At 65.6% G+C, this 18831-nt stretch carries 17 protein-coding genes and 1 other RNA gene; 11 read left to right on the top strand and 7 right to left on the bottom strand.

Translation table 11 applies throughout. The features are described from left to right. Positions 1-194 precede the first annotated feature (194 nt). Positions 195-4079: an AsmA family protein gene (locus tag J6595_RS05060; protein WP_280890354.1), complete on the top strand. Its 3885-nt coding sequence runs from the start codon at positions 195-197 to the stop codon at positions 4077-4079. On the opposite strand, the gene J6595_RS05055 is transcribed toward J6595_RS05060, so the two are convergent. The 4 genes from J6595_RS05055 to ssrA form a co-directional block, all read right to left on the bottom strand. Further along, positions 4057-4320, bottom strand: a complete 264-nt coding sequence (locus J6595_RS05055) for a ribbon-helix-helix domain-containing protein (RefSeq protein ID WP_209593339.1) — start codon at positions 4318-4320, stop codon at positions 4057-4059. The genes J6595_RS05060 and J6595_RS05055 overlap by 23 nt on opposite strands. Beyond that, complete coding sequence (locus J6595_RS05050; RefSeq protein ID WP_209593338.1) at positions 4317-4520, bottom strand: DUF4169 family protein; 204 nt, start codon at positions 4518-4520, stop codon at positions 4317-4319. The genes J6595_RS05055 and J6595_RS05050 overlap by 4 nt, the downstream gene beginning before the upstream one ends. Before the next feature lie 28 nt (positions 4521-4548). Next, positions 4549-5118 carry an SspB family protein gene (locus tag J6595_RS05045; RefSeq protein ID WP_209593337.1) on the bottom strand — a complete coding sequence of 190 codons (570 nt, stop codon included), beginning with the start codon at positions 5116-5118 and terminating at the stop codon, positions 4549-4551. A gap of 71 nt (positions 5119-5189) precedes the next feature. Then, positions 5190-5557, bottom strand: a transfer-messenger RNA (tmRNA) gene (gene ssrA / locus J6595_RS05040). A 264-nt stretch (positions 5558-5821) separates the two neighbouring features. On the opposite strand from ssrA, the gene J6595_RS05035 reads away from it, so the two are divergent. The 6 genes from J6595_RS05035 (at position 5822) to J6595_RS05010 (ending at position 11857) form a co-directional block, all read left to right on the top strand. Next, positions 5822-6616 (top strand): thymidylate synthase, encoded by a 795-nt coding sequence (locus tag J6595_RS05035; RefSeq protein WP_209593336.1) that lies wholly within the window; start codon positions 5822-5824, stop codon positions 6614-6616. Between the two features lie 2 nt (positions 6617-6618). Next, positions 6619-7140, top strand: a complete 522-nt coding sequence (locus J6595_RS05030) for a dihydrofolate reductase (RefSeq protein WP_342453092.1) — start codon at positions 6619-6621, stop codon at positions 7138-7140. Positions 7141-7330: 190 nt separating this feature from the next. Next, positions 7331-8485 carry an FtsH protease activity modulator HflK gene (gene hflK, locus J6595_RS05025; protein ID WP_209593334.1) on the top strand — a complete coding sequence of 385 codons (1155 nt, stop codon included), beginning with the start codon at positions 7331-7333 and terminating at the stop codon, positions 8483-8485. Further along, a complete protein-coding gene (gene hflC, locus J6595_RS05020) occupies positions 8485-9765 on the top strand; it encodes a protease modulator HflC (protein WP_209593333.1) in 1281 nt (426 codons plus the stop codon). Before hflK ends, hflC begins: the two co-directional genes overlap by 1 nt. A gap of 15 nt (positions 9766-9780) precedes the next feature. Further along, positions 9781-9966 carry a DUF2065 domain-containing protein gene (locus J6595_RS05015; protein ID WP_209593332.1) on the top strand — a complete coding sequence of 62 codons (186 nt, stop codon included), beginning with the start codon at positions 9781-9783 and terminating at the stop codon, positions 9964-9966. Between the two features lie 196 nt (positions 9967-10162). Beyond that, entirely contained in the window at positions 10163-11857 is a 1695-nt protein-coding gene (locus tag J6595_RS05010) for a Do family serine endopeptidase (protein ID WP_209593331.1), read from the top strand. A 153-nt stretch (positions 11858-12010) separates the two neighbouring features. Here J6595_RS05010 and J6595_RS05005 read toward each other — a convergent pair whose 3' ends face one another. Further along, positions 12011-13051 (bottom strand): glutamine synthetase beta-grasp domain-containing protein, encoded by a 1041-nt coding sequence (locus J6595_RS05005; RefSeq protein WP_209593330.1) that lies wholly within the window; start codon positions 13049-13051, stop codon positions 12011-12013. 379 nt (positions 13052-13430) lie between these two features. Here J6595_RS05005 and J6595_RS05000 point away from each other — a divergent pair, with 379 nt between their 5' ends. The 4 genes from J6595_RS05000 to J6595_RS04985 all read left to right on the top strand — a co-directional run bounded on the left by J6595_RS05000 (position 13431) and on the right by J6595_RS04985 (position 16508). Further along, positions 13431-13625 (top strand): DUF2735 domain-containing protein, encoded by a 195-nt coding sequence (locus tag J6595_RS05000; RefSeq protein WP_209593329.1) that lies wholly within the window; start codon positions 13431-13433, stop codon positions 13623-13625. Between the two features lie 156 nt (positions 13626-13781). Beyond that, positions 13782-14543, top strand: coding sequence for a TlyA family RNA methyltransferase (locus tag J6595_RS04995; RefSeq protein WP_209593328.1), 762 nt, complete (start codon positions 13782-13784; stop codon positions 14541-14543). Continuing rightward, positions 14543-15769 carry a class I SAM-dependent RNA methyltransferase gene (locus J6595_RS04990; RefSeq protein WP_209593327.1) on the top strand — a complete coding sequence of 409 codons (1227 nt, stop codon included), beginning with the start codon at positions 14543-14545 and terminating at the stop codon, positions 15767-15769. The genes J6595_RS04995 and J6595_RS04990 overlap by 1 nt, the downstream gene beginning before the upstream one ends. 106 nt (positions 15770-15875) lie before the next feature. Then, on the top strand, positions 15876-16508 hold the full coding sequence (locus J6595_RS04985) for a DedA family protein (protein WP_209593326.1): 633 nt from the start codon (positions 15876-15878) through the stop codon (positions 16506-16508). A 46-nt stretch (positions 16509-16554) separates the two neighbouring features. Here J6595_RS04985 and J6595_RS04980 read toward each other — a convergent pair whose 3' ends face one another. Together J6595_RS04980 and J6595_RS04975 are read right to left on the bottom strand one after the other, a co-directional pair. Beyond that, complete coding sequence (locus tag J6595_RS04980) at positions 16555-17592, bottom strand: YeiH family protein (RefSeq protein ID WP_209593325.1); 1038 nt, start codon at positions 17590-17592, stop codon at positions 16555-16557. A 183-nt stretch (positions 17593-17775) separates the two neighbouring features. After that, positions 17776-18639: a bifunctional helix-turn-helix domain-containing protein/methylated-DNA--[protein]-cysteine S-methyltransferase gene (locus tag J6595_RS04975; protein ID WP_245197644.1), complete on the bottom strand. Its 864-nt coding sequence runs from the start codon at positions 18637-18639 to the stop codon at positions 17776-17778. Between the last annotated feature and the right edge of the window lie 192 nt (positions 18640-18831).

The raw sequence follows: 18831 nt of genomic DNA, 5'->3' as shown, positions 1-18831 counted from the left end.
TTCTGGCCTATCCTGCCTGGGCCCGGTCTGGATCGGTACGGCCAAAAGATCACGGAGCAGACAGGCCGCTGGCGCTCGTGAATAAAATCGCAAGCAAGGCGGCGCATCTTCGGCTGGCGGATGCCGGCGGTCATGACGGGTCGCACGATGCATCCGCGCAAGGGATGGTCGTTAGACGGTAGGGAGAAAGGAAGCTGGTCAGAGCATTCGTCCTCGTCGGTGGATTGCTCGTTCTGGCGCTCCTCGCGGCGCTGGTGGCGCCTTACTTCGTCGACTGGACCGCCTACCGGGCTGATTTCGAGCGCGAGGCCTCGCAGATTCTGGGACGCAAGGTCATCGTCAGGGGCGAGGCCTCGGCGCGGCTTTTGCCGTTTCCCTCCGTCACCTTCAGCGACGTCGAGGTCGAGGACGACGACGGATCCTCGCTGATGACGATCGGCCGCTTCCGCATGGACGCGGAACTCGCGCCCTATCTCTCCGGCGAAATCTACATTTATTCCATGACGCTGGACCGGCCGGTGATGCGCCTGCCGCTGCGCTCCGACGACAGCGTGCGCTGGGTGGTCGATGATCCAAAGATCCCGACCGGCGCGAGGGTCGTTCTTCAGAACGTCGCGATCAACAATGGCACAGTGGTCATCGAGGACGAGGCGGCCGGCCGCACCAAGACCCTCACCGACCTCGAGGCGACGTTATCGGCCGGCTCGCTTGCCGGGCCGTTCGATGGCGCCGGCTCGTTCCGCGTCGACGGCGAGACCGTGGATTTCGACCTCTCGGCCGGCGTTCCCGCAGACGACGGGACGATGCCCTTGCGGGTGACCGCCAGCAATGCCGGCCTCGATGCCCAGATCGTCCTCGACGGACGGGCGACGGCCGCCGGCGATGTTCCGTCGTTTTCGGGCAATGTCAGCCTGGTCCGGCCGGCGCCGAAGCTTGCCGATGCGGCCGCCGACGACGCAAGTCCGTTCGAATCTCTCGATGTCGACGAGGAAGGCCGCTTCACGGACGCCGCCGAGGCGGCAACGGTCCCGATCCGCGCGAGCGGGACCATCGCCCTGTCGTCCGAGGAGGCGAGCGTCACGGACATGCGGGTCGAGGCCGGCGGCGGAGCGCAGCCCTATGTCCTGACCGGAAGTGGCAGTCTTGCCTATGGCGCCGAAACGCGCTTCTCGCTGACGCTCGAAGGCGAGCAGATCGATGTCGATGCCCTCGGCAAGGGGGCGAATGGCCGCTCGGCAGACGGGACGAGGGCGGGCGGCGAGCCATCGGGTACGGCGCCTCAGCAGAGCCTTGCCCGCCGCGTCGAGGCGATGCGCGCCGTTCTGGCGGACGTGCCGCGGCCGACGATCGACGGCAAGGTCACGATTTCGCTGCCCGTGGTCACCGCCGGAGACACCACGATCCGCGACGTCGCTTTCGTCGCCGAGCCCATGCCCGCCGGCTGGAAGCTCGACAGCTTCGTCGCGGAGGTGCCGGGGCGCACCCGCGTCGAAGCTTCCGGCGATCTCGGGCTCGACGAAGGCTTGGTCTTCACCGGCAATCTCCTCGTCGCCTCGCAGCAGCCTTCGGGGTTCTCCGACTGGCTGAGCGGCCGTGTCGATCCGGCCGTGAGATCGCTGTCACGGGCGGGGTTTTCCGCCCGCACGACGCTGACGCCGACACGCCAGATCTTCGATTCCCTGGAAATGGACATGGGCGGAGACGTCATCACCGGCCGCATCGCCCGGGAGGAGGCGGGCGGCGAAACCACGATGAGCGCCAGGTTGAACGGCGGCAACGTCGATTTCGACGCGCTGCTGGCGCTGTCGAGACTGTTCACCGGCCAGGATCATTCGATCGCCGATGCCGACCGCTTCGATCTCGCCCTGAAGGCGGGGCCCGTCACCTATGCCGGTGCGAAAGCCGACAGGCTCGACGCCGATCTCGCCTTCGATGGCGATTCGCTCAACGTCGATCACCTGAAGATCGACGGACTTGCCGGGGCCGACATCTCCTCGTCCGGCAAGCTTACGGACCTCAGTGGCGGCGATGCGACGGGTAAGCTCGACGTCGAACTCGGTTCCGCCGATCCGCAACGGTTTTTCGCCTTCCTCCAACGGCTGCGCCCCGGAATTCCCCTGATCGAAGTGCTGGAGCCCCGCGCCGCCCGGCTGGCGCCGCTCAAGCTTTCCGGCCAGATCGAGGTCATCAAGGGGACGACCGGCAAGAAGCCGACGCTCCTGGTGCGGCTCGACGGTTCGGCGGACGGAACCAGGATCGACGTCGATTCGGCCGTGGAGAACGGCATCTATGCGGCGGTGCAGAGCGGTCGCTTCGGCCTCGACCTGCGGCTGGAGAACGATCGCCCGACGGTGCTGATGCGCCAGCTCGGCATCGGGGCGGTCGATCTCGCGCCGCCGTCGCCGCTCGAGGTGGAGCTCTCTGTCTCCGCGGCCGAAACCGGGCCAGCGGTCGCCAGCGCGACGATCCGCGCGCCCGGCAGCGAGATCAGTCTCGACGGCAGCGTCGATGCCGCGCCCGGCGGCATCGTGGGCGCCGACCTTGCGTTCTATCTCAATAGCGGGGACGTCGCGCCCTGGCTGCGTGCGTTCGCCATCGATCTCGGCCAGTCCTTCGCGACGGTTCCCACCGATCTGAATGCCGGCCTGCGGTTCGAGAACGGAACCTGGCAAGTCTCCGGGCTGAACGGGAGCATCGCCGGGATCGACGTCGATGGCGATCTCGGCAAGCAGGCCGGCCAGCCGATAAGGGGCACGGTGACGCTTTCGGAACTGTCGCTGCCCTGGCTTGCCAATCTCGTCTACGGACGGCCGCTTCTGGGGCCGGACGGCGCCGTTTCCTGGTCGAAGGACGCCTTCGCCGCGAGCCTTCTGCCGCCCTGGAGTTCGACGCTCGACCTTTCCGCCGGCCGGTTGGATCTTGCCGGCGGCACGGCGCTTTCCAACGTATCCGCAAGCCTTGAACTGTCGCCGACATCGGCTGCGCTTCGCAACATGCGGGCGAAATTGGGGGGCGCGGAAACGACGGGCACGATGGTGATGCGCAACACCGGCGGGCTCGCCGGATTTTCGCTGGCCGCCTATGCCGACGGGGTCGACGTTTCGGCCCTTGCGCCGGGGCTCTCGGGCGGGGAGGGGCCGGCGCGTCTCGATGGCGAGATCCGGCTCGATTCCAGCGGCCAGTCCTATCAGGCGTTGATATCCGCGCTCTCCGGCGCTGGCGGCTTGACGCTGGTGAATGCGAAAATTCCAGGCGTGCCGGAGGCGATCCTGAAACCGCTGCTCGCCGCGGCGGACGCGCCGGACTTCAAGCCCCAGGGTGACACGGCGGCGACGTTCCAGGCCCTCAGTCGCGGGACGGCCTTCGAGATCCCGACGGCGTCGACGGACTTTGCCGTGACGGGCGGAACGCTGCGGCTTTCGCCGGTGGAGCTTGCCGGAAAGGATACGCAGCTCACCATCGACGCCAGTCTCGGGCTCGAGAATCTGGATCTTCGCGGCGACATGAGGCTGGCGATCGATCCGGGGCTCGACCGGGTTCAGGGCGCCGACCCGGTGGTGACCTACGATCTGCAAGGCACGCTCGAAGCGCCCCGGCTTTCGGTGGATGCGACGGCGCTCACCAATTACCTGTCCGTGCGTGCGCTGGAGCGCGAGCAGGCCAGGGTCGAGGCCATGCAGGAGAGCCTCGAGGAGAAGCTGAGGCTGCGGCGCGAGGGGCGCTTCTATCGCTGGCGCGAGGCCGCCGCAAAAGATCGCGCCGACGAGGCTGCCGCCCGGGCGAGGGCCGCGGCGGACGCGGCGCGGGCGCTGGAGGAAGAGGAGGCGCGGCGCAAGGCCGCCGAGGAACAGGCGGCGAAGGAACAGGCTGCCAGGGAGCGGGCCGCGGAAGCGGCACGGCGCGAGACGCAGCGCCAAAACAGTCGGCCGCAGCCGAGCACCCTGGCCCCTTCGAGCGCGCAGAATGAGACGGCTTCCCCGGCTTTGACATTCGAACAGCCACTGCCCGATGCCAATAGAGCCAAGCAGGCGCCGACGTTTCAGTCCCTGCCGGGTGTCAGCAATCCTCTGGATTTCTGACGCCGCTGATTGGCGTCGTCGAACAAGTCGCGCGTGCGAGGGCGTCCTCGAGCACGTAGACGCGGATCGCTGAGGAGAGATTGCCGCCCGGATCGCGCGCTCTGTCGATTTCGCCGATCAGGCGGGCGAGGGATGTCCCGTCCCGAGCCGCAATCGCTCGGAGACATTCCCAGAAGCGCTCTTCGATGCTGATCGAGGTCGAGTGGCCGCTGATCGAGACGGAGCGTTTGACGACGGTCACCTGAAATCGGGATCGGCGCTGTCGTCCCGCTCGATCCAGGCTCCATCGAGGGCTGTCTCGCTGCGCTTGCGCTCTGCCCGCTCCAGCGCTTTTTCCGCCTTATCGCGCCCGCTTCGGGCACGATTTTCGGCGGCGCTGCGCTCCTTGTCGTCGCGCAGACGTCGTTTGCGAAACTGCCGCAGATTGACGCGATCGCCCATCAGGATCTCAGGCTCGCATTGGCTGTGATCAGGTCTTCTTACGGAAGGCGTCGAGCGAAACGACCTCGGCGTCCTTACGGTCGCCCTCCGCGAGGGCGGCGTCGCTCTCGCCGCTGCCGTCCCGTGCCGCCCTTGCTTTTTCCTTGCCCGTGTCGGCGCCGAGCGCGGTGATGGGCTTGGTCATGGGAACCGGATCGTCTCCGGTCTCTTCGGCATCGGACGGCGCGTTGGCGGCCACCGCGCCCTGAACGTCGAACTCGAGTTCGAAATTCACCGCCGGATCGTAAAATCCGCGGATCGCACTGAAGGGAATCAGGAGACGCTCGGGAATGTCGGAGAAGGAGAGCCCGACTTCGAACGAAGCCTCGGTCACCTGCAGGTCCCAGAACTGGTGCTGGACGACGATCGTCATCAGTTCAGGATACTTCTCCCGCAGACGCGAGGAAATCCTGACGCCCGGGGCTGACGTCAAAAACGTGATGAAGAAATGGTGCTCGCCGGGCAGCCCGGTCTTGGCCACCTCGCTGAGCACCTTGCGGATGACGCCGCGCAGGGCCTCCTGCGCGAGAACATCGTATCGAATAAGATCCTGGCCCATTCCGGCGTTCCGATCCCCTCATTCCCCATTCCGCGCATGCGGATCTAACGACGCATCGGCGCACAGATAAAAGTGGAGGCTTCTGTTGCCAGGCGCCTCCGAGCCCCGCCTAGAAGTGCGAACCCCCAGGACTTGAATTGAAGCGTTCGCGCTGCTTACGCAGCGAGACGTGCTTCCGCATAGTTGTCGTTGGCAACTATTGTTACGGCCCGATAACGGCGGAACCATGCCGAGCAAAAATTCGCTCTTTACACCCTCGTCGATCCTATTTCGCCCCCGCCGCGTATCAGGGCCGCATGAGCTTGGCCGTGATACGTGGTGGAGGCGCCGGGTACCGCCCCCGGGTCCGAAAGGCTTATTGCAACGAACGTTTATCGCCATAGTCGGACAAATGCCCGACGGCTCGAATATAAGGATCTTGCACGCCTGTGAAAAGAGCTGCGGAGCGAGCAATGTGCATTCGGGGCAAGGTAATCGCCATGATCGGCGCCTGGGGCGGTGAAGCACTGCGCAAATGCAATCCGCGATTTCGATGACTTGAAGTTGATCGCCGGCCGCAGCAGGCTTCTTTCGAGCGGATTTCAGCGAAAAACCGGGGGAAATTGCTGCAGGCTGTCGACAGCGCGCGGACATTTCGCCATTCGAGGAAAGACAGATCGGCTCCGTGCGGAGCGAGCCTTCGACGTGCCGCCTTGGGAAAACGATGCGCCAGTATCTCGACCTTCTGGACCGGGTCCTCAACGAGGGCACCGAAAAAAGCGATCGGACCGGAACCGGGACGCGCTCGGTATTCGGCCATCAGATGCGGTTCGATCTGGCCGCCGGCTTCCCGCTCCTGACGACCAAGAAGCTCCACATCCGATCGATCGTGCATGAGCTTCTGTGGTTTCTGAAAGGCGATACCAACATCGCCTATCTGAAGGAGAACGGGGTTCGCATCTGGGACGAATGGGCCGACGAGGCGGGCGAGCTCGGCCCGGTCTATGGCGCCCAGTGGCGCTCCTGGCCGGATTATCACGGCGGCCATATCGACCAGATCGCCAATCTCCTCGACGCGATTCGCAAGACGCCGCACTCGCGCCGGCTCATCGTCTCGGCCTGGAACCCGGCGCTGGTCGACGAGATGGCGCTGCCGCCCTGCCACTGCCTGTTCCAGTTCTACGTCGCCGACGGCAGGCTCTCCTGCCAGCTCTATCAGCGATCGGCCGACATCTTTCTCGGTGTCCCGTTCAACATCGCCTCCTATGCGCTTTTGACAGCGATGGTCGCGCAGGCGACGGGGCTCGAGCCCGGCGATTTCGTCCACACGCTCGGTGACGCGCATCTTTACAACGATCACCTCGACCAGGCCCGGCTGCAGCTCGGCCGCGAGCCGCTGCCCTTGCCGACACTGAAGCTCAATCCCGCGGTCGACGATCTGTTCGCCTTCCGCTTCGAGGACATCGTCATCGAGGGCTATGAGGCCCATCCGCATATTGCCGCGAAGGTCTCGGTTTGAGCGTGGACATCCCTCTCGTGGCCGTCGTCGCGATGGGCCGCAACCGCGTCATCGGCCTCGATGGCGCAATGCCCTGGTCGCTTCCGAGCGATCTGAAACGCTATCGCCGGCTGACCATGGGCAAGCCGATGATCATGGGGCGCAAGACGCTTCAATCGATCGGGCGCGTGCTCGACGGCCGCGACAGCGTGGTCTTGAGCCGGCAGGGCAGTCTGCCCTTCGAAGGGGCAAGGCTCGCAGATTCGCCCGACGAGGCGAGGAAGATCGCCGCCGACTGTGCGAGATCACGCGGCTCGGACGAAATCGTGATCGCCGGCGGCGAGGAGATCTACCGGCTCTTCTTCGACGAACTCCAGACCCTTTATGTCACGCAGGTCATGGCCGAGCCCGAGGGCGATGCGCGCTTTCCCGAAATCGATCCGGCGCTGTTCGAACGGACGCTGTGCGAGGACGAGGCGCAAGGCGAGCGCGACAGCGCCGCCACCCGGTTCGCCGTCTATCGCAGGATCGGCCGCGCCGGTTGAGCTTGCGGCAGCGCGTCTTGCGGCCCAGACCCGCAGTCATCGCTTCGAAACCGTTTTGGCATTGTGGCCTGCGAAAAGGTCGCGGATGCGTTGAAAGCGAATTTTGCAGTTCCTATAAGGGCTGAGGACGTCTCATAGGCGGGCTCGGATCGGTTTGACGCCGGTGGCCCGGATCATTGAAAGGACATCGATGCCCTGGAGCAATCAGACCGGCAATGGCGGCTGGAAAGGCAGTGGCAGCGGCGGCCCCTGGGGCCAGCGGCCGCAAGGGCCCCGGCCGACGGGCGGGGGGAATTCGCCGGATCTGGAAGATATCCTGCGGCGCGGGCAGGATCGCCTGCGACGGGCGATGCCCGGCGGTGGCGGCGGGAGCGGCGGCAGCGCTGCCTTCGGCTGGGTCGCCCTGGTCGTGGTGGTCGGCGCGGTGCTCTGGATGTTCAAATGCGTCTACACCGTCCAGCCGGACGAGGTCGGCGTCGAGATGCTCTTCGGCAAGCCGAAGGCCGAACTGTCCGAGCCCGGCCTGCATTTCATGTTCTGGCCCTTCGAGACGGTCGACACGGTGCCGACGGTCGAAAGCCAGATCACGCTCGGCTCCAATCAGCGCGGTGACAATTCGGGCCTGATGCTGTCGGGCGACCAGAACATCGTCGATGTTCAGTTCGCGGTTCTCTATCAGGTCGACAATCCCGCAAACTTCATCTTCAATGTCGACGATCCCGTCGCGATGGTGCAGCAGGTCTCCGAAAGCGCGATCCGTGAAGTGGTCGGCCGACGGCCGGTTCAGGACGTCTTCCGTGACGATCGCGCCGGCATTGCCGAAGAGGTCCGCCAGATCACCCAGGACACGCTGAACCAGTATGGCGCCGGCGTGCGGATCAACGCCATCTCGATCGAGGATGCCGCGCCGCCCGCTCAGGTCGCCGATGCCTTCGACGAGGTGCAGCGCGCCGAGCAGGACGAGGATCGCTTCCGCGAGGAAGCCAATCGCTACCGCAATCAGCAGCTCGGTCAGGCGCAGGGCGAGGCGGCGCAGATCCGCGAAGACGCCTCGGCCTACAAGAGCCGCGTCGTTCAGGGAGCCGAGGGTGAGGCCCAGCGCTTCACCTCGATCCTCGACGAATACCGCAAAGCCCCGGAAGTCACGCGCAAGCGGCTGTTCCTGGAGACGATGGAAGGCGTGTTGCGCGATTCCGACAAGGTGATCCTGGAGCAGAACGGCCAGGGCGGCGGGGCGCAGGGCGTCATTCCCTATCTCCCGCTGAATGATCTGAACAGCAACCGACCGGCGGAACGAGGCGCGCCGAGAAACACCGGAACCGCGAGCAGGGAGACCAACAACTGATGGCCAACCGTTTTTATGGCGTTCTGATCGTCCTGGCCGTCGCCGCTCTTCTGGTGTGGAACTCGGTCTTCGTCGTCAACGAGAAGGAACAGGCTCTGGTCCTCAGATTCGGCGAGATCCGCCGGGTCATCGACGAGCCCGGCCTCAACTTCAAGCTGCCGTTCTCCTTCGTCGGAGCCGATACCGTCCAGATGCTTCCGGACCGGCTCCTGCGCTTCGACCTCGACAACATCCGCGTCCAGGTCTCGGGCGGCAAGTTCTACGAAGTGGACGCGTTCCTCGTTTACAACATCTCCGACGCGGCGAAATTCCGTCAGACCGTTTCCGGCTCGATCGTCCAGGCCGAGCAGCGGCTTCGCACCCGTCTCGACGCGGCGCTTCGCCGGGTCTACGGCCTGCGCGGCTTCGAGGCGGCTCTGTCGAACGAGCGCACGGAAATGATGCGGCAGGTGCGCGACGAGATCCGGCCCGACGCGGCAAGCCTCGGCGTCACCATCGACGACGTGCGGATCCGCAGGACCGACCTCACGCAGGAAGTCTCCCAGCAGACCTACGAGCGCATGAAGGCCGAGCGTCTCGCCGAGGCCGAAAGGCTGAGGGCGCGCGGTCAGGTGGCCGCGCGCGAGATCCGCGCGGCGGCCGATCGCGAGGTCACGGAGACGGTCGCGACCGCCCGCAAGGATTCGGAGATCATCAAGGGTCAGGGTGACGCGGAGCGAAGCAACATCTTCGCCGGCGCCTATAGGGCCGATCCGGAGTTCTTCGACTTCTACCGGTCCATGCAGGCTTATCGCACGGCCCTGGAAAATGCCGGAACGACGATGGTGTTGTCGCCCGACAGCGAGTTCTTCCGCTACTTCAAGCAGGAAGGCGGGCCGGCGGGCGCCTCGCCGTCCGGCGCCTCCAGCGGGCCGGCCGCGCCGGGCTCTTCGCAGCCGTCCGGCACCAGTTCCAGCGCCGCCGAGCCTTCGGGTGGACCGGCAGCCGCGGCAGGGCAGGCCGAAAATGGCGGTGAAGCCGCCACGCCTCGTGCCTCGGCCGAGCCGGCCTCGACCCCTCAAACCCTTGAGGGCGCCATCGACGCCGCCGAGCCTGAGGCGAATTCGTCCGCGAATGGCGCAGCTTCCTCCGCCGGGGCTGCCGGACAGAGCGACGCCGCGCCGGCACCTGCCGGTCAGGCTTCGAGCCAGCCCGCTGGGCCTTCGGGGTCCGGTTCTGAGCCGGCCACCGCCGATGGCTCGAACGTCACGCCCGGCGTGACGACATCGACGGTCCAGTAGCCGACGGCCCGAGCGATGATCGATTTCTTCGATGCCCTCGGCCTCCTTCTCGTGATCGAGGGCATCGTCTACTGCCTGTTTCCGACGTTCGCGCGGCGGCTTGCCAAGTCCGCGCTCGCGGCATCCTCGCAGCAGCTGCGCTATGGCGGTCTGTCGGCCGCGTGCCTTGGGGTCGTCATCGTATGGGTCGCCCGTCACTGATGCCGGCGGGCGCTTGCGATTGCGGACGCGCCGTTCGGTCGCACCCTTTGCCATCCACAACGCCGCCGCGATCGATCACCATTTCTCCAACTGGGCGCTATTCTCTTGATTAAGTCGAATTTCTCCGCTCCGCTCGGTGCCGGGACGTTCGACATCTCGATTGTCCGACTTGGCGCCAGATGTTTGAGGCCCTGCGATGACTTCGAAACACGTTCCAACGCTGCTGCCTGTCCTGCTGGCTGCGCTTCTCGCGAGCGTCGCGCCCTGCCGTTTCGCTGACGCTCAGACGTCGGGGGGCGCGGTGGAGGCCGAGCCGTCACCGAGCGCGCCGGGGGCTCCGATTGCCCCGGAGGGGCAGGAAGAGACGGTGCCTGCGCTTCCCGTTCCGCCGACGGAAGGCGGCGTGACGCAGAACGCGCCGCCCGCGGCCGAATCGCTGCCAGGGGCAGCATCGGCCACCCAGTCGGATGCGGGCATTTCCCGCCCGACCCGCTCGGGGCCGACATCCGTCGCCGATCTTGCCGACAAGCTCCTCGGCGCCGTCGTCAATGTCTCCACCTCCCAGGGCGTGAAGCAGCCGGGCCGCGGCGTGCCGCCTTTGAAGGCGCCCGAAGGCTCTCCGCTGCAGGACTTCTTCGACGACCTTCTGCGCGACAAGGATGGGCCGGGCGAGCGGAGCGTGCAGTCCCTCGGGTCCGGCTTCGTGATCGATCCCTCCGGGCTGATCGTGACCAACAACCACGTCGTCGGCGATGCCGACACCATCACCGTCAACTTTCCCAATGGCGACCAATATGACGCCAAGCTGATCGGCAAGGACGCCAAGACCGACATCGCGCTTCTGAAGGTCGAGGCGGGCAAGCCCCTGCCATTCGTCGGCTTCGAGGATTCGGAGGATCTGCGCATCGGCGACTGGGTGATGGCGATCGGCAATCCGTTCGGCCTTGGCGGGTCGGTCTCGATCGGCATCGTCTCGGCGCGGGGACGCAACATCAATGCCGGCCCCTACGACAACTTCATCCAGACCGACGCGGCGATCAATCGCGGCAATTCCGGCGGCCCGCTTTTCGACATGTACGGCAAGGTCGTCGGCATCAATACCGCGATCATTTCGCCGACCGGGGGGTCGATCGGCATTGGTTTCTCGATCCCGTCCAATCTGGCGGTCAACGTCATCGACCAGCTTCGCGAATATGGCGAGACGCGTCGCGGCTGGCTCGGTATCCGCCTGCAGGCCCTGAACGAGGATATCGCCAAGGGGCTCGGCATCGAGCAAAGCAGTGGCGCCGTCGTCATGGGCGTCGTGCCGGGCGGCCCGTCCGACAACGGCAGCCTGAAGGTCGGCGACGTCATCGTGTCTTTCGACGGGCGCAAGGTCGAGGGCTCGAACGATCTGCCGCGAATGGTGGCCGAGACCAAGGTCGGCAAGACCGTGAAGATCGAGATCCTGCGCAAGCCGTCGGTCTCGGCTCCCGCCGAGTCGAAGACCGTAGAGGTCACGCTCGGCCGGCTGGAGGCAGGCGAGCAGGCGATGGCCGAAAACGAGACCGAGGACAAGCCGGGCGCGAGCGACACACAGAGCGAGACGGCGGCCGTCGAGACGCTGGGCATGTCGCTGGCCGACATCGACGACGAGGCGCGCGACAAGTTCGGCCTGAAAGACGATGCCTCCGGCGCGGTGGTCACGGCCGTGCAGGCCAATTCCGCGGCGGCGGACAAGGGCGTCGAGGTCGGAATGATCATCACCGAAGTCGCGCAGGAGACGGTTTCGAGCGCCAGCGAGGTCAAGGCGAAGATCGACGAGCTCAAGGAAGAGGGGCGCCGCAACGCACTCCTCCTGCTCACAGCGAGCAATGGCGACGTGCGCTTCGTCGTCGTGCCGATCGCCTGAGCGTCCGCCGGCCCGGGCGCTGCGTCTGAAGGGTCGCGAGCTTCTGAGAAACGAAACGGCGCGGTTCCAGTCCGGAACCGCGCCGTTTTGCGTTTGATCGATCGTTGGGCAGTGTCGGGGCCGATCGTGAAAGCCGGCCCCGATCGCCTCGGATCAGGCGGCAGCCTGTGCCTTCTTGTCGGTCGGCACTTCCGAGATCGTCTTCAGGACCTGCGAGGCGATCTGGTAGGGGTCGCCCTGGGAGTTCGGGCGGCGATCCTCGAGATAGCCCTTGTAGCCGTTGTTGACGAAGGAATGCGGGACGCGGACCGAAGCGCCGCGGTCGGCGACGCCGTAGGAGAACTTGTTCCACGGTGCCGTCTCGTGCTTGCCGGTCAGACGCATGTGGTTGTCCGGGCCATAGACCGCGATATGCTCCTCGAGGTTCTTCTCGAACTGCGCCATCAGCGCCTCGAAATACTCCTTGCCGCCGACTTCCCGCATGTACTTGGTCGAGAAGTTGCAGTGCATGCCCGAGCCGTTCCAGTCGGTGTCGCCGAGCGGCTTGCAGTGATATTCGATGTCGATGCCGTACTTCTCGGTCAGGCGCTGCAGCAGGTAGCGAGCGACCCACATCTGGTCGGCGGCCTTCTTGGAGCCCTTGCCGAAGATCTGGAATTCCCACTGGCCCTTCGCCACCTCGGCGTTGATGCCCTCGTGGTTGATGCCGGCAGCGAGGCACTGGTCGAGATGAAGCTCGACGATCTCGCGCGCGACGTCGCCGACCGACGAGTAGCCGACGCCGGTGTAGTAGAGGCCCTGCGGCTCGGGATAGCCCTGCGCCGGGAAGCCGAGCGGACGGCCGTCCTTGTAGAAGAAGTACTCCTGTTCGAAGCCGAACCAGGCGTCGTCGTCATCGAGGATGGTGGCACGGGAATTCGACGAATGCGGCGTCGTGCCGTCGGGCATCATGACTTCGCACATGACGAGCGCGCCGTTGAGCCGGGCCGGGTCGGGATAGACCGCGATCGGCTTCAGGACGCAATCGGAACTCGAACCTTCGGCCTGCATCGTCGAGGAGCCGTCGAAACCCCAGAGCGGCAGCTCTTCGAGGGTCGGGAACTCCGAGAACTCCTTGATCTGCGTCTTGCCGCGCAGGTTCGGGACCGGCGTGTAGCCGTCGAGCCAGATATATTCGAGCTTATATTTCGTCATCAATCATCTTCCATCGCTGGACGCGTTTTCGCGTATCGAAACACATCGGTTGACCGTGGGCGCGTGTGGACGCGCCTGACGGACCCGCCTGTGATGATGCATGATCCGTGCCAAACGCGCCGGAGGCGGTGATCCGGCAGGGCCTTCTACTGTGACGAGTGGTCGCGGGGCGGCAGCCGCAGCTTCAGGCTCGCAAAGGCTGCTTATGCAATTGTGACGCTATCGGCAGGCCCGGCTACGGGTCTGCCAGGCATGGCGTCGTGAGCATAAAGTAGGCAAAAAACAGTCTAATATTTCATCATATTGAATAAGGAATACGCATACCCACTTGTAGCAAACCCCCTCTCGTGCGAGATAAGAGATTGGAGGAGAATGACCGATGACCACGATCGACAACCGGCCGAGTGCCGAGATCCTGCAGTTCCCGGTTGCGGCCCGTCGCGCCGCGGTCGAGGCGACCCGTCGTCCCAATCGAGGCAATCTGCCCGACTTCGTCGAGTTCGCCATGGGTGGAGCGTCCTATCACGACGAGGCGATCCGCGAAGAAGCCGAAACCCATAAGCGCGGCCACTGAGGTCGCGGTCGGGCGCTGAGCGGGGCGATCGGGTCGGGAGACAGGTTTCCCGAATTATCGGGTGTGTCCCAACCATCTGGGCTCCGCTGATACCGGTATCACGGCCCCGGCCGTTTTAGCTTGCCAAAGCGCAGTGCCCGTCGCATCACGCCGGGCATGTCAGACCCGTTCGTCAAACGCATGCGCCTCGATGCCTGTCTCGTCGACAGGGGCCTTTCGACGACAAGGTCGCGGGCCCGCGACGCGATCCTGCGCGGCCATGTCCGCGTCGATGGCCGGGTTGAGACCAAGGCTTCGCTCGGTGTCGCGACGAACGCCGTCGTCACGATCGACGATCCGGCCCAGCATTATGTCTCCCGCGCAGCGCTGAAGCTGAAAGCCGGGCTCGACCGGTTCGGCGTCGTGGCCAACGGGCGAACCGCGCTCGACGTCGGCGCGTCGACGGGAGGCTTCACCCAGGTGCTCGTCGAGAATGGCGCGGCGCATGTGGTCGCCATCGATGTCGGCCACGGGCAGATGCATCCCACCCTCGTGGGCCATCCCAAGATCACCGTCGTCGAGGGGCTGAACGCCCGCGATCTGACGCGCGATGATCTGGCCGGCCATGCGATCACGCTCGTCGTCTGCGACGTCAGCTTCATCTCGCTGACGCTCGCTTTGCCACCCGCGCTTGCGCTCGCCGAGCACGGCGCGGAAGGCGTTTTTCTGATAAAGCCGCAATTTGAGGCCGGGCGCGAGGCGATCGGCAAGGGCGGCCTGTTGCGCGACCCCAGGGAGGCGGACATGGTCTGCGAGACCCTTCGCGAGTGGCTGGACCAACAGCCGGGCTGGCAGGCGGCGGGCCTGATCGAATCGCCGATTGCCGGGGGCGACGGCAATCGCGAATTTCTCCTTTTCGGGCGCAAGGCGGTGTTTTGATGCGAGTAACCATCGACAGTCTGGGCGCGCGCGGCGACGGCGTTGCGCAAGGTGGCGAGGGGCCGATCTATCTTCCCTTCACGCTGCCCGGCGACGTCGTCGAGATCGCTGCGGATCGGCCCGCCGGCCATTCGCGCTTCGAGCTTGTCGAGCCGTCGCCCACGCGGCGCGAGCCGGCCTGTCCGCATTTCGGCACCTGCGGCGGCTGCGATCTGCAGCACGCGAATGACGAGCTTTATCGGTCGTTCAAGCATGGTCTCGTCGTCACGGCCCTTCAACGGGGCGGGATCGACGCAGAGGTGGCGCCGCTCGTCGCCTGTGCGCCGCATTCACGCCGCCGCGTGACGCTGACCGCCGTCAGAGTCGGCAACCGCATGCTTTTGGGCTACAACGCCGCCCGCTCGAACGTCGTCGTGCCAATTACGGCCTGTCCGATCACATTGCCGGCGATCGAAGCCGCGTTGCCTTTCCTGCGCAGGCTCGCCGAGCTGCTGATCGACCGCAAGCGACCGCTGAAGCTCTTGGTGACGGCGACGACGAGCGGCCTCGACATTGCTGCCAGCGATGCCGCGCGACTTGTGGAAAAGACCCGGCAGCGGGCGGTAGCGCTCGCGCTGGAGGCCGGCATCGCGCGGCTGAGCGTCAGCGGCGAGATCCTCGTCCAGGCGCGGCCGCCGGTCGTCGATTTTTCGGGCGTTGCGGTCGAATTGCCGCCCGGTGCCTTCCTTCAGGCCGTCGGCAGCGTCGAGGCGGCCATGGCGGATCTGGTTCTCGCCCATCTTGCGGGTGCCAAGCGCGTCGCCGACTTCTTCTCGGGCTGCGGCACGTTTTCGCTGCGGCTCCTGCGAAAATCGGCGGTCCATGCGGTGGAAAGCGAGGCCTCTGCCTTGGCGGCGCAGGATCGGGCGCAGCGCGCGACGAAAGGCTTGAAGCCGCTCACGACCGAGCGACGCGATCTGTTCCGGCGCCCGGTTCCGGCGAAGGAGTTGAAGCGCTTCGACGGCATCGTCTTCGACCCCCCGCGATCGGGCGCCGAGGGTCTTGCGCGTGAAATCGCCGCCTCCGGCGTGGCGCGCGTCGCAGCCGTGTCGTGCAACCCTACGACACTCGCGCGCGACCTGAAGATCCTGCTGGACGGTGGCTACAGGCTTTCCTCGATCACCCCGCTCGACCAGTTCCTGTGGTCACATCACGTGGAGGCGGTTGCGCTTCTCGATCGGGCGTGACGACGAATTGCCGAGGCAAGCCTTCTTGCCGTCAGAACCCCTTCGTGCGAGCGAGGTAGGGTGGGACGAACAGCGCGCCCGGCGCCAATAACGAGGCCGACCGACCTTGACCGAATATCTCGCGCAATACGGATGCGGCCTTTTGTTCATCGTCGTCCTTCTGGAATCGACGGGGATGCCGCTGCCGGGCGAGAGCCTCGTCGTTGCGGGCGGTCTCATGGCGGGCGATGGCTCGCTGCATATCCTGCTGGTTCTCGGAGCCGCGTTCTTCGGATCGATCATCGGCGACAACATCGGCTATCTGGTCGGCCGAAAATACGGCCGCGCGATGGTCGTGCGCTGGGGTGAGCGCTTCGGGCTGGGCGAAAAGCGCTTCAAGATGGTCGAGGAGCGGTTCGAGGACTATGGCTTCGTGGTCGTCCTCGTCGCGCGATTCATCATCATCCTGCGGCAGCTCAACGGCTTCGTCGCCGGCACGATGCGAATGAACTGGCCCCTGTTCCTTCTGTACAATTCGATCAGCGCGGCCGCCTGGTCGCTCGCCTATGGCGGCCTTGCCTTTCTCTTCGGCACGGCGTTCCAGACCTATTTCGCGGGCCACTCCACCTGGCCGCTCTATCTCGGCGCAGCCGCGATCTGCCTGATCGGCTGCTTTGGCACCTACAAGTTCCTGTTCGCCAGGGACGACGACGAGGACGACGAGACGGGCAAGAACGATTCCGCCCGGCACAAGGCCTGATCCTCGCGCCGGGCGGGCGATTGCAGGTGCCGGATGCTGCAGCCGATCAGCTGCCGGCGCCGGTCATCAGGATCAGGCCGAGCGCGAAGACGACGATGAAGATCCAGGCCGCGGCACCGAGAAGGGCAGGGCGCAGCCCCTTGGCGGCCAGCTTGCGGATGTCGGTCTCGAGCCCCATGGCGGCGAGGGCGATGGCCAGCATGAACTGCGTTGCTAAGACGACGTCCGGCATGACCGCCGCGGGCACGAGGCCACTTGAGGCAACGCCGATCATCAGGATGAAGCCCAGAACGAACCAAGGCACCGGAACGCCGGCTCCGCCGGACGCCGTCGAGACCTTCGCCCGGCGCGCGGCGACGAGACCAAGGGTGATGACCACCGGCGCCAGCATGAGCACCCGTGTCAGCTTGGCGATCGTGCCGAAATGGCCGGCCTGATCCCCGCCCTGGAACGCGGCGGCGACCACCTGCGCCACTTCGTGGATCGAGGCGCCGGCCCACAGGCCGTAGGTTTCCGGGCTCAGATGGAGGAGATTGTCGGCAAGCGGCAGCAGCACCATCGAGAGCGAGCCGAACACGGTCACGCAGGCGATCGCATAGGCGACGTCCTCGTCGCGCGCGCGGGTGACGGTGTTCGTCGCGATGACGGCGGACGCACCGCAGATCGACGTGCCGGCGGCGATCAGCTCGGCAAGCTTCGTCTCGACGCCGATGAGGCGTCCGAGCCATTTGGTGAAGGCGAAGGTCGAGGCGAGCGTGGCGACGATCACGACGACGCCGAGCCAGCCGACTTCGGCGACCTGGCTGATGGTGAGCTGTAGGCCGAGAAGCACGATGCCGGCCCTCAGCACGCGCTTCAGTCCGAACTTGACGCCCGGGATCGCGGCCGAGGGCGTCCCAACGACATTGTGCAGCGCCATCCCGAGGATGATCGACAGGATCAGCGGGCTGACGAGGCCCATGCCTGGAAGCGCGTGGAGCGCGAATGAGGCGAGGGCGATGGCGCTGGTAAGCGCGAGGCCGGGAAGGATCGAGGCGGCGCCGGATTCTGCGCTATGCGCCTCGGATGGGGTAACGGTGGTCATGGTGGATCTCGGGATGGATACTGAACACCCCAGAGACCTATAATCCGGCCATCAATCGGTCCAACCGATAGTTTTTCTCTATTTGATCGATGAAATCGAACAAATGGCGCCCGCTCCTCCGATGGGCGGAGAGCCAAGAGCGCGGTCCGCGTTCCGGCCGGGCAGTTCGCAGCGACCGTCTCGCTACTCCCGGGCGAGGACGCCGCTTTCCCAGCCGAGCATCGCGCGCTTGCGGGTGATGCCCCAGTGATAACCGGTCAGTGCGCCGCTCTTGCCGAGGACCCTGTGGCAGGGAACGACGAAGGAGACCGGATTTCGCCCGACCGCCGCGCCGACCGCGCGCGCAGCTTTCGGCGCGCCGATCCTCTCGGGGATGGTCGAATAGCTGGTGGCGCTGCCGAGCGGGATCTGCAGGAGGGTCTGCCAGACGCGGATCTCGAAGTCCGTGTCGATCAGGACAACCTGAAGGGGCTGATCCTCCTGCCAGCGGGACGGCTCGAAAATCCGCCTGGCGAAAGGCGCTGTTCGCATGGCATCGGCCGTGAAGCGGGCCTTCGGCCACCGGCGGCGCATGTCGTCGAGGGCCGTCGCCTCGCCCCCGTCGGAAGGGTCGGCAAAGCCGATGCCGGCGAGGCCGCGCTCGGTCGCGACGACGATCGACAGGCCGAAGGGCGTCGGGTGGAAGCCGTAGAAGAGATCGATGCCTTGCCCACGGGCCTTGTAATCCCCCGGCGAGACCGCCTCGTGTTTGACGAAGAGATCATGGAGCCGCGACGGGCCGGAGAAGCCGACCTCATAGGCCGCGTCCAAAAGGGACGCCCCGTCGTCGAGAAGGCGCCGGGCATTGTCGAGCGTCACCGCCTGCAGGAAACCCTTCGGCGTCAGCCCGGCCCAGCGCTTCAGGAGCGAGGTCAGCGTCTCTTCCGAGCGTCCAACGGCCTCGGCGATCTCGGCAAGGCTCGGCTGGCTGCGATATTCGGTCGAGATGAATTCGATCATCCGCCGCACGGTCTCGTAGTCGGTCAATGCAGCGCGTCCCGTGGGCATCAACTGGGGCAGGGGCACAGGCTGGCAGTCTTCGGTGGCGAATGACAACATGATCGTATCTCCTTCGCCATTATCTGCGCATGGGCAAATGATCGTCGCCACCCGTTTTCCGGGACGATCGGAGAACTTCGTCAGTCTCCAGGAGTGGACATGAAATGAGCCCGGCTCGTCATGCCGCTCCATGTTTCTGGT

The organism is Jiella mangrovi (assembly GCF_017815135.1).
Lineage (GTDB): Bacteria > Pseudomonadota > Alphaproteobacteria > Rhizobiales > Rhizobiaceae > Jiella > Jiella mangrovi.
The sequence above is the reverse complement of the archived record's forward strand: the minus strand, read 5'-3'. Positions and strand labels throughout refer to the sequence as shown.